Origin of the sequence: Acinetobacter sp. 226, from assembly GCF_048147925.1 — a bacterium.
Lineage (GTDB): Bacteria > Pseudomonadota > Gammaproteobacteria > Pseudomonadales > Moraxellaceae > Acinetobacter > Acinetobacter pecorum.
Map to the genome: position 1 here is coordinate 43981 of NZ_JAYWYX010000004.1, position 15087 is coordinate 59067.

Sequence of the window (15087 nt, forward strand, 5' to 3'; positions counted from 1 at the left end):
TGAATGAAATATGCGTTCTTTGTGCTGGGCCTCACATTCAGCCCTTTAAGTTTTTCCAGTGAAATTAATTCAGACATCCAGCATTATCTGGTTCAGGCCGAAACACAGCATCTGGACCAAAGCACTACCTGGCAACGTCTGATGTATGCCAATCCCAAAGGTCATAGCGAAGTAAGCTACTCAGGATATTTTCTGGCAGAACAGGGAAAAACCGATTTAAAAAAGGAAATGCAATATAACATTCAGGCTTTATTTTTGAGCGCAGAACCGAATCAGTCCGTGCGCTGTAAGTTTCCGGCACGAAGCAGCTGGTTAATGCAGCAACTGGATATTTCTGAACAGCAATTACCTGCGGTCAGCTGTCCGGATTTGGAGAAATGGCTAGGCGAAGTCAAGCCTTATCAGGCGACCCTGATTTATGCCACTGATTTTATGGGCAATCCCAGCTCCATGTTTGGCCATACCTTGTTACGTCTGGACCCTAAAGATCAGCAACAACTTAATCTGATTTCTTATGCCGTCAACTATGCTGCAACGGTTAATAGTAATGATAACTGGTCCTTTGCCTGGAAAGGACTAACCGGACAATATCCCGGTGAATATTCACTGATGCCGTATTACCGCAAGGTCAAAGAGTATGGTGACTTCGAAAGCCGGGATTTATGGGAATACGAATTAAATTTAAGTCCGCAAGAAACCAGATTTCTGGTACAGCATCTTTGGGAAATGCAAAATGTAAGTTTCCCTTATTATTTTATCAACGATAATTGCTCCTATCGTTTACTCGGGCTGTTTGATCTGGTTCGTCCCGAGTTAAATCTACAGAAACAGTTTAATTCGACTGCAATTCCGATTGAAACGCTGAAAGTCGTAGAACTGCAGGGCTTGGTTAGGCAGAAAGTTTATCGTCCGGCGCTTGAGACTCAATTGCTGGCTCAGTCCAGACAGCATGGCAAAGCGCTGGCAAAAAGTGCACATCAGTTAGCTTATGCAGAAGCAGATACAATGCCTTCAATCTTGCAAGATTATCCCGCAGAGAATCAGGCCAAAATTCTGGAAATGGCCTATGATCATTTATATCTGGATTTCCTCCGGCAGAAAGTCGATGAATCATTTTCCCAGCCACGTTTCCGCAAGCTATTGGGTTTAAGAAGTCAGCTGAATGTCGAGAAACAGCGTAAAGCGCCGGAACGTCCAAAAATAGATCCGGTACAAAGCCATCATGCACGCAATATCAGTATTCAGGCCGGACAGGTTCAGGGTGAATCTTTTGTCCAGCTTGGCCATCGGCAGGCCTATCACGATCTCGTCGACCCGCAAGGCGGTTTTCGAACCGGCACACAACTGCTGTTTCTAGATGGGGCTTTGCAATATCGTGACAGTGAACTCAAACTGGAGCATCTGGATCTATTGACTGTCAACTCCTATAACCCGGTCAATCCGTTTAATACACCATTATCTTGGGGTTTTAATCTGGGTTGGCAACAGGAAGCACTGGATGCGCATGGCCGATTTAGTGAAAATGCGCAACATGGCGTTACCAGCTTAAAATCTCAGGTTGGCTATAGCTGGGCAAATGCCAGCCGTGAACATCTATGTTATGCACAAATGCAAACTCAGCTACAGGCCGGCAAGGCACTCGATCAGGGCTGGCGCATAGGTGCTGGCCCCACCGTGGGTTGTCAGAATATCTGGAGCGATCAGATTAACAGTCTGGTACAGGTAGAGCTGCCGTATTGGGAGGATTCGCATCACTGGCACCTGAAATTGAATACCCAGCTCCAATATGCATTCAATCCACAACATGCGCTTCGGCTGTCTTGGACGTATCAGCAACAGCAATCCAAAGACTGGGATCAATGGAGCCTTGGCTTGATACGGTTTTTTTAAAATGGGTTAAAATAGATTTAAACTATTCATCAATCCTTGGTTCTCCATAAGGCTGTCTTTCCGTTTGCCCTTATCTTGTATAGAGAGTGGCTTGGTCTGATACAAATAATCTGATCAATATTTTAGGAAAAATACCTGATATTTGTTATATTTGTCACATAATGTGAGTGCAAATTTCAGAGTTTTGGGGAACAGGCAGTATGGATAATGAATGCATGGCAAGGTTGGCCGAGCAGTGGAAACAGATCTGTCAAAATTATTCATCAGATAATTTATTGCATGCCTTTCAGTTTATTCAAGACCATTCCCTGATTCTGGTTGAAGAGTTCTATAAAAACATGCTTATCGAAAAGGAATCTGCAGAATTCTTTTCCGATGACCTGATTCAGAAGCGCTTGCGTGACACCTTGAATGCCTGGTTACTTGAAAGCTTTAGTGTAGGAATTAATAAACGTTATGCTGATGCCGTACAGAAACAGGCATTGGTGGGGCATGTGCATGCACGTGTTGGGATTCCATCCTGGTTGATCATGCGTGGTGTACGTGAAATTGAACGTAAAATGTTTGAACTGCTGGATGAGAATCCTGACCAGTTGACCACCTGCAGTTATATTATCCAAATTATGGGCTTTGCCACAGAAATAATGTGCCGATCCTATGAAGCCAAAACAGCCCTGAACCAGGAAATCAAACACAGCTATCGTGTTTTTTCAGCAATGCAGGATGTGGCCGTACAAAAAGATAAACAGCGCAGCTCGCTGCTGGACTGGGAAAATGAACTCATGTTCAAGGTCTTTTCCGAGCATGAGAAATTCAATCATCCGATGCTGTCCAAGTCGGAGTTCGGTTTATGGTTTGTCCATAAAGCCTCTTATGCTTTTACCGGTTCTGATCAGGTCAATTTAATCATTGAGCGGATTTATCAGGTTGATGAACTCAATCAAGATATTATGAACTGTACGGATAAGAATAATATGCTGGGGTTGATCCAGAAAATCCGGAATCTGAATCGTGAAATTCAGCTACTGGTAGATCAGTTATTTCAGGTAGCCGAGTATATTGAATCAGGCAATGACTCCTTGACTCAATTACTGAATCGTCGTTATTTGAATACAATTATTTCACGTGAAATCACTTTTTCTCGCAAGAATCATACCTCCTTGTCTTTGCTTGCGATTGATGCCGACTATTTCAAAAGTATCAATGACAAATTCGGGCATGCTGCAGGTGACCTAGCCTTGAAGTTTCTGGCCGAAGGCTTGCAAAAATACAGTCAGGGCAGTGATTATGTTTTCCGGATCGGCGGTGAAGAATTTTTGCTGTTACTGGTGGATACTGATGAAAAACGTGCCCTGAATATTGCAGAAAGTATTCGTAAATATATTGAAAATGGCATGATTAATTCGGTACAAGGCCATCAATTTAAATTTACTGTCAGTATTGGGTGTGCCCTCTATGATGGACATCCGGATTATCAGCGCTTCCTGAACGCGGCAGATTCTGCCTTGTATATGGCGAAGAATAACGGGCGTAACAGAGTCTATATGGCTCATCAGTCCGTAAACCCGGCCGTACAGCCACTTTCAGTCTAAATTATACGCATTTATTCAGTTAGAAACCGCTGCTCTATAAATTCCTGAAATTTCTGTTTTTGCTCAAGATATGCCGGATGGGTTTTGGCTTCACCCCATTTCTGTTTAAAAATTTTGGCAGCAGCGGCTTTAACCGGATCTTCCTGATGGCGTGGCAGCTCTGAACGGCCATGTGCGCCACTCAAGCCTTTTTTATCTTCTGGAACCGGACCATCGTATTTTTTGCCACCTTTATGGTTGGCATAACGACGCGCACGGGTAAAACCCATCTGTAAAAACTTGCGTGCCATGTCTGCCCCGATAAAATCTTCTTGTTTCAAATATTCTAGGAAAAGCTGGTAGATCTTGTCACTGCTGGCTTGGGCTTTGTCGGCATCAGCAAAGCGCCAGTGCGGCAGGATTTCCGATTTGTAAGGTTCAACCAGTAACACGCCTTGTTCACCACGGCCAATCCGGTACAGTTCTGGTCGTTTGCGAAAATTAATTTTTTTAAAGTCCAGGCTATAGTCAAAACTGTTTGAATAAGCACGTGAAGGGCATTCAGGAGGAGCAGGCTGCTTTTTGCTCATGGTAACTTCCAGTATTTGCATACCTGAATCATGCAATCATCTAACAGCAAAATCTGTATTTAAACATGACAGAAAATGTAGTTTAGCAATCCGCAATAGAGGATATGAAACGACTGATTTTCATTTTTTATTTATAAAAGTAAAAGAAAGATTCAGATCATATGCTGAGAAAGTTTTTAGCTAAACAAGCGTTATGCAAAGAATTTCAAAAATGAGAAAGGCCTAAAGAATATTAAAACAGTTAAGAAATTTATTACGAAACTCCTTAACTGTTGAGGAAAATAAAGTGCGAAAAAGCCTTTTAACATTCCACTACCACATAATACTTTTTAACAGCTTCAACCACTTCAAAAGTGCCGATAAAACCAGGAGGAATAATACCGGCTTCACCTGCCTTAATTTCAACAAATGACTGTTTTTGAGTGTCATGTAAACGTACGATGCCTTCAATGACCTGAAAAAATTCCTGTTTATTCTCGGCAAATACAATATTCCAGGCACCAATTTCACATTGCCAGATGCCGCAGTCCATATGAGGATGCTGATAGGCACTCTGAGTCAGACGTTTAGGATTGGCTTTGACCAGACGATCTGGTCGTGGATAATCGACACTTTCCTTAGCCTGACTTAAACCCTGACCCGCAATCCAGATAGATGACATTGGTAGCCTCGGTGTGATAAAAAAGCCCCAATATCAATTGAGGCTTCCATTTATGAATTTATTAGAAATTTTCTGGAACTGCACTTAAAAATTCACGACGTGTTTCTTTATCGGTTTTAAAATCCCCAATAAACGATACCGTACGAGTAGTTGATTCCTGCTTGCCTACACCACGCATCATCATACACATATGTGCAGAATCAATCATGACTGCAACACCGCGTGCTTTGGTGACTTCAGCCACTGCTTCTGCAATTTGCTGGGTCAGATTTTCCTGGATTTGCAAGCGGCGCGCAAACATTTCCGTAATGCGGGCAAATTTGGATAAACCTAAAACATGGCCTTCCGGTAAATAGGCGATATGCACGCGGCCATAAAATGGCAGTAAGTGATGTTCACAGAGCGAATAAAATTCGATGTTTTTGACCAGTACCATTTCACGGTTATCAGAAGGGAAGACCGCCTTGTTGGTTACTTCCTCAAGTGTCTGGCTATAACCCGATGTTAAATATGAAAATGCTTTCGCAGCGCGCACTGGCGTATCTTTGAGACCAGGGCGATTGAGATCTTCGCCAACGGCAGTAAGAATGTTTGCGTAGGATTGCTGCATAGTCATATGACGTATTCACTTAAACTGAGAATGAACAAGGACGGCATTGTAGCAGAAAACTTTTACAATGCCTTGTTTTGGAGCTAAAACCGTTTATTGTTTGAACTTTGGATTCTTTTCCGCACGTTTCAGCAGAACCAGTACCGCACCAGTACCGCCCTGTTTTTCAGGGGCACTGACAAAGGCCAAAACGTCACGATGCTGACGCAGCCAGCCGTTGACATAGGTTTTTAAAATCGCTTCTGGGCCTTTGCCATGTACGATCTTAATCACGTTTTGATTTTCATCTTTGGCGATCTGGATAATCTGCAGCACTGCTTGCCGGGCTTCTTCTACGGTACAGCCATGCAGATCCACAGCTTCAAACCAGCGCAAGTTGCCGGCTTTTAAGTCTTCAAAAACTTTATGTTGCAAGGTCGCAATACGATAGCTCAAGTTGGCCTGACTGCCGACCGGATTCAGCATGGCTTGAGTATCTGAAAGAACGGTTTCATCGGTGTGCATTGGACCTTCGGCAGCGGCACGCTTTGCCAGAATTTGTGCATCCGGCTTTTTCTTGGCAGATTTTTCAATTTTCGCAGTATTGCCGGCATCGATTTTTTGTACGCCTTGCATTTGTTTACGAAACAGGTCGAGGTCTTCAGCCTGTTCTTGCTCCGCTGTTTTCACGACAGGGGCAACAGGTTCAGCCTTAGGCTGACTAATTTGCTTTTTTAAATCTTTCAGTAAGTTGTACTGATCTTTAGAAAGCGAAGAATCATGTTTGCTCATAATCTGAAAATAGGGGGAGAAACGGAATTTAATAGAATTATAGTCTTAAATGGCTGAAAGGAGAAATGAAATGCGTTTATAACCACATAACATAAAAATTGGACTTTAAAATAGCGGCACATTTTTACAATCAAAAACCGAATCCGCTGTAAATAAAAGATGTTTCGTGATTTTTCTGGTTTGATCACTTAAAGAGTTGCTTCTATGGAATATCTCTTTTTAAATATAAGATAATATAATCGCGAAAATAAAAAATGAATTATTCAGGCAGCTGTTTATGCGGCAATGTAAAATTTAGGGTTAATACAGACATTCATAGCATGTATCACTGTCATTGCAGTTTGTGTCGGAAACAGAGTGGCACGGCCGCCAATGCAGCCACTTTAATCAATCAGCAATATTTTGAATGGACGTCAGTCACGTCTTCAATATTCTGTTATCAAAAAGAGACTGGCTTTCGCTCCCATTTTTGTCAGCGCTGCGGCTCACCCGTTCCCAATCAAGTGGGCACAACTGCATTGATATGGATTCCTTTAGGGTTGTTAGATAATGCACCAAAGATTCAGCAAAAATTAAGTTTTTGCCTGAGCTCTAAAATTACTTGGACAGACGAAATCAAGGTGAATCAAAGCTATGCTGAACTGCCGGAGTTTGAAGAACTGCTATCTTATTTTGATCAGTAAAATGAAGTTTTCAGATATAGAAATGCATAAGTCCGATATATACTCTTAATAAAAAGGAAATGAGGATATGTGGCATCTTCAATATTTTTATAACTTGAGTATTGTCGGATTATTTTCGCTCATTTTATTCGATATCCAGTCAGTAAAATTATTCAGTCCAACATTGATTATTTTTATGTTCGCTGCAATGTTTGCAGGATTATATTTTAAGACCAAGGCTCAAAGTGCAGGGGCTCGTTTCGAGGCAGTACTTTGTCAATCTTCGCCTGTTTTATTTCCACTCTCTTTAGTTCTGCTTAAAACAATTGCAATGTAATTTGAGTTTATCTGCTGTGAAACTTTGCTGAATAAAATTAAAAAGCCCAATTCTGAGATTGGGCTTTTTTAATGCGTAAGTGAGCATTTACATTTTAAACCGCTTCAGGCTCACCAAACAGATCGCGGAAAGCATGATCCGGACGTGGCTGTTTCATGAAGCTTTCGCCGACCAAGAAGGCGTGAATATCATTTTCCTGCATCATGGCCACATCGGCAGGAGTTGCAATACCGCTTTCAGTCACTAGCAGGCGTGAAGGGTCCAGTAATTTTTTCAAACGTAATGATGTATTTAAATCGACATCAAAGGTTTTTAAATTACGGTTATTCACGCCGAGCAGACAACGATCAGAAAGCTTTAAAGCACGTGATAGTTCTTCTTCATCGTGAACTTCAACCAGTACATCCAGATGATGTTCAAATGCAGTTTTAGACATTTCTTCTAACTGCTGGTCAGACAGGCAAGCCACAATCAGCAAGATACAGTCTGCATGCAGGGCACGTGCTTCGATGACCCCATAAGGGTCGATCAGAAAGTCTTTGCGCAGTGCAGGCAGGTCACAATGTGAACGGGCAATCTGAATATTGTCATCATGACCCTGGAAAAAGTCTACATCGGTCAGCACCGATAAACAGGCTGCGCCTGCATCCTGATACTGTGCCGCAATTTCCGCAGGGTTGAAGTTCTCGCGAATAATCCCTTTGGATGGCGAAGCTTTTTTAATTTCAGCAATCACACCAGGACGTTTCGACATTAAAGACTGTGCAAAACCACGTACAGGTGATGCACCCTGAGCCAGTTCCTCCAGATCTTTATAGCTTTTCTGCTTTAAACGTAGGGCAAATTCTTCTTTTTTACGGTCAACAATCTTGCCTAAAATTGTGTTTGCTATATCCACCATGATCAAAATTCCTGACCGAATTAAGCTTCGTAATGTTTAATGGTTTTGGTAAATTCAGACAGCACACTCATTTTTTCAAGTGCCTGACCGCCGTAAATAATGTCATGTGCCAGCGCAACACCTTGCTTATAGCTGCTGGTTAAACCGGAGACATAAATACCCGCGCCGGCATTCAGTGCGATCATGTTGGCGGCTTTATCGCCGATGTCTGATTTTTTCTTGCCCAGTGCATCTTTGATTAAAGCCAGACTTTGCGCAGAATCTTCCACAATCAGTCCGGTCAGGGTTTGCGATTCAATATCGACCGATTCAGGAATAATTTCCCATTCCGTGACTTCGCCATTTTTCAGTTCAGCGACATGAGTTGAAGAGGCAATACTGATTTCATCCAGACCATCACGTGAATGTACTACCATCACATGTTCAGCACCGAGCTGTTTCATGACTTCGGCAATAGGACGGCAGAGTTCATTGGAAAATACACCAATGACTAAACGATTTACTCCGGCCGGATTCGTAAGCGGACCAAGTAAGTTGAAAATGCTGCGAATCCCTAATTCTTTACGTGGGCCGATTGCATATTTCATGGCTTGATGATGATTGGGTGCAAACAGGAAGCCGACACCGACATCACGGATACAGCGCTCGGTCTGCTGCATATTCAGGTCCAGATTAATCCCGGCCTGTTCCAGTAAATCTGACGAACCTGATTTGGTCGAAACGCCACGGTTACCATGTTTGGCAATGGTTGCGCCCGCTGCTGCAATTACAAATGCCGAAGCAGTAGAGACATTAAACAGGTTCTGGCCATCACCGCCTGTACCGACTATATCGACCAGATAAGGAATGTCACTGACATCAATTTTGGTGGCAAGTTCACGCATGACACGTGCAGCTGCGGTAATCTCATCAATGCTTTCGCCTTTAAGGCGTAAGCCCATCAGCAGGGCACCAATCTGGGCATCGGTCGCTTCACCTGACATAATGGCACGCATCACGTCTTGCATTTGATCCTGAGTCAGGTGAATGTTTTTAGTAATATTGCTTAAAGCTTGTTGAATATTCATAAGATGTTCTTAGGCATAAATTTCGAGAAAGTTTTTAAAGATTTGATGACCATGCTGGCTCAGAATAGATTCAGGATGGAACTGCACGCCTTCGACCGGCAATGTCTTATGTTTCACACCCATAATTTCTTCCATAGAGCCATCCGCTTCATTGGTCCAGCAGGTGACTTCCAGACATTCGGGCAAGGTGGCTTGATCAATCACCAGTGAATGATAGCGCGTTGCAGGAAATGGAGAAGGAAGATTGCTGAAAATCCCGGTATCACTGTGGTACATATCAGACAGACGGCCATGCATCACACGTTTGGCACGCACGATATCGCCGCCAAATGCCTGACCAATACTCTGGTGACCAAGACAAACGCCCAGTAAGGGAATTTTACCAGCAAAATGCTGAATTGCAGGAATAGAAATTCCTGCTTCACTTGGCGAGCACGGTCCAGGACCAATCACTAAATACTTGGGTTGCCATCGCTCTATATCTTCCAATGTCACGGCATCATTACGGACTACTTTTACTTCTTGATTCAGTTCGCCAAAATATTGGACGATGTTATAAGTAAAGGAGTCATAGTTGTCGATCATTAAAAGCATGAGCTTAACCTATTGAAATTAATGCACTTAACTGTGCTAAAGTTGTCCCGATCGTACTTTAATTCGCGCTTATTGCAAGCACTTGTGTAACACAACTAAATCATTGATTTCATTGTGTGAAAATAAAGCACGCTTCATCATAGCAAAAAATAGCCATATTCGGCGCAACAATTTCATCAAATTTGATGGCTTAAGAAGCCGATCTAAACAGAATGGAAATTATTGAATCATTATTTTAAGTAATAGACTTACCATTAGAAAGTTATAAGTATGATTAGTTTTAGAGTAGAACTTAAAAATTAAAAAGAAAGTTAAAAAAAGATTAAAATTTTTTGGTGAAAAAAACATCACTTGAATCAGACCGCGTGATATAAAATTTTATTTCAAAAGTATAGTTAAAGAAAATGCCTCAAAATAATCAGGTGATCCTAAGTCAATCCGGAAGTTTTCTTTACTGATATCTCATAAAAAATGCTTAATTCTTAGCTAAAACTAAATAAAAACTAAACAAAAGTTGAAAAAAGCAGCATATCCACTATAAAAAATTATGTTTCTAATACATTTTTATTCACCACTGCACTATTTAGGTGCGCTAAAAAATAAAGCTGAAATAAAATAAATGAAGAATGCTTGAATATAGTGCATTTAGTTTTGCAGCTAGTATAATAGCCGCAAAGTATTTTTATTAATTCATGAATTCTTATAAAGAATTCAAGATTTTATCTATACTTTTAAAAGTTGGTATGGTAATTGCTTAATAACTATCAACTGCTAACACGCACTTCACGGGTGCAACAAAAACATCGGAGCAAAATGAGCATGGCGAACAAGGTCCTTCAACTCATACAAGAAAGTGGCGCAAAATGGGTCGATTTTCGCTTTACTGATACCAAGGGTAAAGAGCAACACGTTACTTATCCAGCAGACAGTATTGATGAAGATACATTTGAAGACGGCAAAATGTTTGACGGTTCTTCAATTGCAGGTTGGAAAGGCATCGAAGCATCGGACATGATTTTACGTCCGGACGCGGAAACTGGTTTTATCGACCCGTTCTTTGCAGAGCCAACAGTTGTTGTAACTTGTGACGTAATCGAGCCATCTACTGGTCAAGGTTATGATCGTGATCCACGTTCGATTGCGCGCCGTGCAGAAGAATATTTGAAATCTACTGGTATCGGTGATACAGCATTCTTTGGCCCAGAACCAGAATTCTTCGTATTTGACGAAGTAAAATGGGAAATCGACATGTCTGGCGCGCGCCATACATTGATCGCTGAAGAAGCTGCATGGTCAACCAACAAAGACTATGAAGGCGGCAACTCCGGTCACCGTCCACGCGTAAAAGGCGGTTACTTCCCAGTTCCTCCTGTAGATTCTTCACATGACATGCGTGCTGATATGTGTGCGCGTATCGAAGACATTATGGGGCCAGGTCGTGTAGAAGTGCATCACCACGAAGTTGCTTCTTGCCAGTTAGAAATTGGTGTGAGCTTCAATACCATGGTGCGTAAAGCAGATGAAGTTCAACAGTTCAAATATGCAGTTTGGAACGTTGCGCATCAATATGCAAAAACTGCAACCTTTATGCCTAAACCAATGGTGGGTGATAACGGTTCTGGTATGCACGTGCATATGTCGATCTCTAAAGACGGCAAAAACCTGTTTGCTGGTGATGAATATGCAGGCCTTTCAGAAATGGCGTTGTACTTCATCGGTGGTGTAATTAAACATGCCCGTTCTTTGAATGCGATCACTAACCCTTCTACAAACTCGTACAAGCGTTTAGTACCGCACTTCGAAGCACCGATTATGCTTGCTTACTCAGCACGTAACCGTTCTGCGTCTATCCGTATTCCTTATGTGTCTAGCCCGAAAGGCAAGCGTATTGAAGCACGTTTCCCAGATCCAATGATGAACCCATACTTAGGTTTCGCAGCATTGCTAATGGCGGGTATCGACGGTATTCAAAACAAGATTCACCCAGGTGAGGCTGCTGACAAGAACTTGTACGATCTTCCACCGGAAGAAGAAGCAAAAATCCCTACAGTGGCGCACAGCCTGGATATGGCTCTTGATGCGCTTAAAGCGGACCAAGATTACCTGCTTAAAGGTGGTGTGTTCACCAAAGAAATGCTTGACGCATACATCGAGCTTAAAACTGAAGAAGTTCGTCGTCTGAACACGACTACTCATCCAGTTGAATTTGAAATGTACTACAGCTTGTAATTCTTTCCGAATTAAAGCGAAGAAAACCCGCGCATGTCGCGGGTTTTTTTGTATCATCTATTTATAATTTTAAATGATTGATAGGCTTAAATGGCACAGCGTAAAAAGCACACCAGCTTTTATCCATGGATTGATCCAAAAGATCATGACAAAGGTTTTAAGTTGAACTTCTCCGAAGTAACTTATCTTGAAGTGGGGCGGACACCTGAAGGGTACAAGCAGGCTCAATTTATGGGGCTGAAAAATCCAGAAATGGCGCTAGATTATGCTTATCCCGATTCATTTTATTTGAGTGCTGAAGGTTTTATTTTAATTAAGACTCCGCAAGGTAAATATGAAATCATTGCAAAAACAGATAACTGTTAACAATGAATAGTCGTTCTAGAAAACAAAATCCGCGTGTGTTGCTGTCAGCTCTGCCGGCTGAGTTAAAACCGTGGCTGTATGCATCAGGTTCACTCACGCAACAACTAACCGATTTGGCTCAGGGACAGTTTCATGTCGAGCCAATTCAAGAGCATTTTCAGCGTTTAAGCTTTGCCAATGCCAAATGGATGCAGATGTCACCTCAGCATACTTCCTGGGTGCGTGAAAGTTATCTCTATGGTTCGGAACAATCTCCTTGGGTGAAAGCCAAAAGTATTTTTCCAATTTTAAGCCTGCAAAAAAAAGCCCGAATTTTTCAGCATATTGGCACCAAACCTATTGGCTGGTTTCTGTTTCAACGTACCAATCCACTCTGCCAGCGTCGGGTGGTACTTTTAGATGAAGGCTGGACCCGTCAGAGCTGCTATACTTGGCACGGCTGTAAATTTATTGTACAAGAAACATTTTTACCGGCATTTGAACACTTTATACAAAATTCACAGGCTTGATTTTTATGGCAACCGCACAAGCAATCACCTGGCGTGAGCGTCTTAGCGCCTATTATTATCTTTGTCGTTTTGATAAACCGATTGGCACTGAACTGGTCTTTTGGCCCACCATGTGGGCGCTGTGGATTGCTGCTCAGGGCATGCCACGCATTGAAATTTTAATTCCCATGATTTTGGGGGTGATTTTTATGCGGGCAGCAGGTTGTGCCATTAATGATTTTGCTGACCGTAAAGTCGATGCACATGTAGAGCGTACTAAAAACCGTCCGTTAGCGACCGGAGTTATCAGTGCCAAAGAAGCCGTGATGGTATTTCTGGTTTTGGTGGCTGCCAGTGCCTGCCTGCTTCTTTTCCTGCCGATTGAAACCTTTTACTGGTCATTCGGGGCTTTGTTTTTAGCGTTTATTTATCCTTTTATGAAGCGCTATACCCATTTACCTCAAGTCTTTTTGGGTGCAGCATTTTCCTGGTCGATTCCGATGGCCTATACTGCAGTCGGGCAAACGCCTGATTTAACCTGCTGGCTTCTATATTTTGGTAATCTGGCTTGGACCGTAGCCTATGATACCCAATATGCAATTGCAGATCGTGAGTATGATTTGAAAATTGGGGTAAAATCGACAGCGATCTTATTTGGGCGGCACGATATTCAGATCATTAGTGCATTGCAGGTGAGCAGTATTTTATTGATAGGTGCTGCATTATGGCTGGAAAATTTACTGCTTCCATTTGGTCTGGCTGCACTAATGGTTGTTGCTCTTGATTTTATTTACCAATGGTTTAAAACTCGAGATAAAAATCCACAGCTGTGTTTCTGGGCGTTTAGGCATAACCGCTGGATTGGCTTCATAATCTTTGCTGGAATTTTTCTGGCTCTTTGGTACTAACCGTCTATCGGCTAATAACAAAAGCGTCCTATAAGGATGCTTTTTTTTATGCTTAATTTTGAGTGATCTCGATAAAAAGAGATAGGGAATAACAATAAAAGGATAGAAATATGCAGAACAGTTATAAGAAATTGATGTTGGGTGTACTGTGTTCTTCGGTACTGTTTTTATCTGCGTGTGGCGATGATGATAACGATAATTTTGTAGGATTTAATCCTGTTCGAACTTATACGGTTGATGAGCAGGTGAAAGCGGTTGTCGGGCGTCATGATATCTTTACTTATCGAATGGAAGGTGTACAGAATCGAGAGATTCGTGCTACTACACTGGTATTTACCCCTAAAGGTACTCCACCTATAGGTGGCTGGCCGATTGTGGTTTGGGCCCATGGTACTACAGGTGGAGCAGATAAGTGTGCACCTTCACGCCTTGCCTTGGATGGACCTGAAAAGGCCTTGGTTATGGGGCTGGTACAACGAGGTTATGCGGTGATTGCCCCAGATTATGAGGGTCTGGGCAATGATAATGAGCCACATCCTTATCTGCATCTGGAAAGTGCTGCCAATTCAATATTATCAGCGATTAGTGAAGCTCAAAAACAGTATGGTGGACTACTGGCCAAAGATTGGGGGGTGATCGGGTGGTCACAGGGCGGACATGCAGCTTTAGCAGCCGCAGAGTTTTATAAGGCTTTACCAAATAATACTTATCGTGGTGCAGTTGCGATTGCCCCAGCTTCCTATCTTAATGATACCTTGGAACAAGGGCTTTTATTTGCTCAAGGTCTGGCTGCTGATGGTAATATAGCTCAAGCAGTTCCAATTGCGGCGACTTTGTATACGTATGCCGCCATCGTCAGTTCAGGAATTAAGGCGGAAAAAACCAGCTTTAATTACAATCAGGCCTTTGTTAATGCCAAGGTAGATCTGGCTAGACAGGCTGAAAGTTTATGTTCCCCTGAGCTTGCACAGCGTTTTGGTGCAGATATTCAAACGGCATTACAAAGTGATGTGAATTTCTCGCAATATCAGGCATTACGGGAAAACTTCCTGAGCGACCCTGATATTATGGATTATCTGATGGATAATCAACCTGCACAAACCCGACTAGACCGTCCAGTTTATATTTTTCAAGGTACAGCAGATACCACAGTACCTTATACCATTACCCAGATCTTATATGATGGTATGCTTGCAGACGGAACTGAAGTAGAGTTAATTCCGATCCTGAATGCCACGCACGCTACAGTGGTCACTGAAAATATTCCCGCACTGCTCAATACGGTAGAAGCCGTTATGAATACGCCGGTGTCATAATTAAATAAGAGTGATAAATCCATGCTGGCTTGAAGTCAGCGTGGATTTAAATACTGTTCGGCCTTGAGCTATGACTTTATTTTGTTATATTGGGCAGTGTAATTAAATGACGAAATTAAAGCAGGT

General features: G+C 42.3%; 16 protein-coding genes. 9 read left to right on the plus strand and 7 right to left on the minus strand.

Annotated features, from left to right (window positions below):
* Positions 1 to 3: 3 nt before the first annotated feature.
* Both VXP95_RS02365 and VXP95_RS02370 read left to right on the plus strand, forming a co-directional pair.
* Positions 4 to 1890, plus strand: coding sequence for a DUF4105 domain-containing protein (locus VXP95_RS02365; RefSeq protein ID WP_416711325.1), 1887 nt, complete (start codon positions 4 to 6; stop codon positions 1888 to 1890).
* Between the two features lie 200 nt (positions 1891 to 2090).
* Positions 2091 to 3482, plus strand: coding sequence for a diguanylate cyclase (locus VXP95_RS02370; RefSeq protein ID WP_416711326.1), 1392 nt, complete (start codon positions 2091 to 2093; stop codon positions 3480 to 3482).
* Between the two features lie 11 nt (positions 3483 to 3493).
* On the opposite strand, the gene VXP95_RS02375 is transcribed toward VXP95_RS02370, so the two are convergent.
* The 4 genes from VXP95_RS02375 to VXP95_RS02390 form a co-directional block, all read right to left on the minus strand.
* The gene (locus VXP95_RS02375; protein WP_416711328.1) at positions 3494 to 4051 is read right to left on the minus strand and encodes a DUF4385 domain-containing protein; all 558 of its coding nucleotides are present in this window, start codon (positions 4049 to 4051) and stop codon (positions 3494 to 3496) included.
* Between the two features lie 301 nt (positions 4052 to 4352).
* Positions 4353 to 4712 carry a cupin domain-containing protein gene (locus VXP95_RS02380; protein WP_416711329.1) on the minus strand — a complete coding sequence of 120 codons (360 nt, stop codon included), beginning with the start codon at positions 4710 to 4712 and terminating at the stop codon, positions 4353 to 4355.
* Between the two features lie 61 nt (positions 4713 to 4773).
* Complete coding sequence (gene folE / locus VXP95_RS02385) at positions 4774 to 5322, minus strand: GTP cyclohydrolase I FolE (protein WP_171254931.1); 549 nt, start codon at positions 5320 to 5322, stop codon at positions 4774 to 4776.
* Between the two features lie 93 nt (positions 5323 to 5415).
* Positions 5416 to 6093 (minus strand): Smr/MutS family protein, encoded by a 678-nt coding sequence (locus VXP95_RS02390; RefSeq protein ID WP_064095537.1) that lies wholly within the window; start codon positions 6091 to 6093, stop codon positions 5416 to 5418.
* A gap of 254 nt (positions 6094 to 6347) precedes the next feature.
* Between VXP95_RS02390 and VXP95_RS02395 the strand changes: the two genes are divergently transcribed.
* Together VXP95_RS02395 and VXP95_RS02400 are read left to right on the plus strand one after the other, a co-directional pair.
* Entirely contained in the window at positions 6348 to 6776 is a 429-nt protein-coding gene (locus VXP95_RS02395; RefSeq protein WP_416711331.1) for a GFA family protein, read from the plus strand.
* Between the two features lie 67 nt (positions 6777 to 6843).
* Complete coding sequence (locus VXP95_RS02400) at positions 6844 to 7092, plus strand: hypothetical protein (RefSeq protein WP_064101420.1); 249 nt, start codon at positions 6844 to 6846, stop codon at positions 7090 to 7092.
* A 94-nt stretch (positions 7093 to 7186) separates the two neighbouring features.
* Here VXP95_RS02400 and trpC read toward each other — a convergent pair whose 3' ends face one another.
* From trpC to VXP95_RS02415, 3 genes are read right to left on the minus strand one after another with little or no spacing between them, the layout of a single operon-like run.
* The gene (trpC, locus tag VXP95_RS02405) at positions 7187 to 7993 is read right to left on the minus strand and encodes an indole-3-glycerol phosphate synthase TrpC (RefSeq protein WP_144724740.1); all 807 of its coding nucleotides are present in this window, start codon (positions 7991 to 7993) and stop codon (positions 7187 to 7189) included.
* Between the two features lie 20 nt (positions 7994 to 8013).
* Complete coding sequence (gene trpD, locus VXP95_RS02410) at positions 8014 to 9060, minus strand: anthranilate phosphoribosyltransferase (protein WP_064095533.1); 1047 nt, start codon at positions 9058 to 9060, stop codon at positions 8014 to 8016.
* Positions 9061 to 9069: 9 nt separating this feature from the next.
* Positions 9070 to 9654 carry an anthranilate synthase component II gene (locus VXP95_RS02415; RefSeq protein WP_004646400.1) on the minus strand — a complete coding sequence of 195 codons (585 nt, stop codon included), beginning with the start codon at positions 9652 to 9654 and terminating at the stop codon, positions 9070 to 9072.
* Between the two features lie 813 nt (positions 9655 to 10467).
* On the opposite strand from VXP95_RS02415, the gene glnA reads away from it, so the two are divergent.
* From glnA to VXP95_RS02440, 5 genes are all read left to right on the plus strand, one after another.
* Positions 10468 to 11883: a type I glutamate--ammonia ligase gene (gene glnA, locus VXP95_RS02420; protein WP_171254921.1), complete on the plus strand. Its 1416-nt coding sequence runs from the start codon at positions 10468 to 10470 to the stop codon at positions 11881 to 11883.
* Between the two features lie 90 nt (positions 11884 to 11973).
* A complete protein-coding gene (locus tag VXP95_RS02425) occupies positions 11974 to 12249 on the plus strand; it encodes a hypothetical protein (RefSeq protein WP_416679937.1) in 276 nt (91 codons plus the stop codon).
* A 2-nt stretch (positions 12250 to 12251) separates the two neighbouring features.
* Positions 12252 to 12758 (plus strand): chorismate--pyruvate lyase family protein, encoded by a 507-nt coding sequence (locus VXP95_RS02430; protein WP_416679938.1) that lies wholly within the window; start codon positions 12252 to 12254, stop codon positions 12756 to 12758.
* 5 nt (positions 12759 to 12763) lie between these two features.
* A complete protein-coding gene (gene ubiA / locus VXP95_RS02435) occupies positions 12764 to 13645 on the plus strand; it encodes a 4-hydroxybenzoate octaprenyltransferase (protein ID WP_416679939.1) in 882 nt (293 codons plus the stop codon).
* Positions 13646 to 13755: 110 nt separating this feature from the next.
* Positions 13756 to 14961, plus strand: a complete 1206-nt coding sequence (locus tag VXP95_RS02440; protein ID WP_416679940.1) for an alpha/beta hydrolase family protein — start codon at positions 13756 to 13758, stop codon at positions 14959 to 14961.
* Positions 14962 to 15087 lie beyond the last annotated feature (126 nt).

Coding starts and splice junctions, on each gene's coding strand:
- VXP95_RS02365 (WP_416711325.1), top strand. CDS start 4: ATGAAATATGCGTTCTTTGTGCTGGGCCTCACATTCAGCCCTTTAAGT.
- VXP95_RS02370 (WP_416711326.1), top strand. CDS start 2,091: ATGGATAATGAATGCATGGCAAGGTTGGCCGAGCAGTGGAAACAGATC.
- VXP95_RS02375 (WP_416711328.1), bottom strand. CDS start 4,051: ATGAGCAAAAAGCAGCCTGCTCCTCCTGAATGCCCTTCACGTGCTTAT.
- VXP95_RS02380 (WP_416711329.1), bottom strand. CDS start 4,712: ATGTCATCTATCTGGATTGCGGGTCAGGGTTTAAGTCAGGCTAAGGAA.
- folE (WP_171254931.1), bottom strand. CDS start 5,322: ATGCAGCAATCCTACGCAAACATTCTTACTGCCGTTGGCGAAGATCTC.
- VXP95_RS02390 (WP_064095537.1), bottom strand. CDS start 6,093: ATGAGCAAACATGATTCTTCGCTTTCTAAAGATCAGTACAACTTACTG.
- VXP95_RS02395 (WP_416711331.1), top strand. CDS start 6,348: ATGAATTATTCAGGCAGCTGTTTATGCGGCAATGTAAAATTTAGGGTT.
- VXP95_RS02400 (WP_064101420.1), top strand. CDS start 6,844: ATGTGGCATCTTCAATATTTTTATAACTTGAGTATTGTCGGATTATTT.
- trpC (WP_144724740.1), bottom strand. CDS start 7,993: ATGGTGGATATAGCAAACACAATTTTAGGCAAGATTGTTGACCGTAAA.
- trpD (WP_064095533.1), bottom strand. CDS start 9,060: ATGAATATTCAACAAGCTTTAAGCAATATTACTAAAAACATTCACCTG.
- VXP95_RS02415 (WP_004646400.1), bottom strand. CDS start 9,654: ATGCTTTTAATGATCGACAACTATGACTCCTTTACTTATAACATCGTC.
- glnA (WP_171254921.1), top strand. CDS start 10,468: ATGAGCATGGCGAACAAGGTCCTTCAACTCATACAAGAAAGTGGCGCA.
- VXP95_RS02425 (WP_416679937.1), top strand. CDS start 11,974: ATGGCACAGCGTAAAAAGCACACCAGCTTTTATCCATGGATTGATCCA.
- VXP95_RS02430 (WP_416679938.1), top strand. CDS start 12,252: ATGAATAGTCGTTCTAGAAAACAAAATCCGCGTGTGTTGCTGTCAGCT.
- ubiA (WP_416679939.1), top strand. CDS start 12,764: ATGGCAACCGCACAAGCAATCACCTGGCGTGAGCGTCTTAGCGCCTAT.
- VXP95_RS02440 (WP_416679940.1), top strand. CDS start 13,756: ATGCAGAACAGTTATAAGAAATTGATGTTGGGTGTACTGTGTTCTTCG.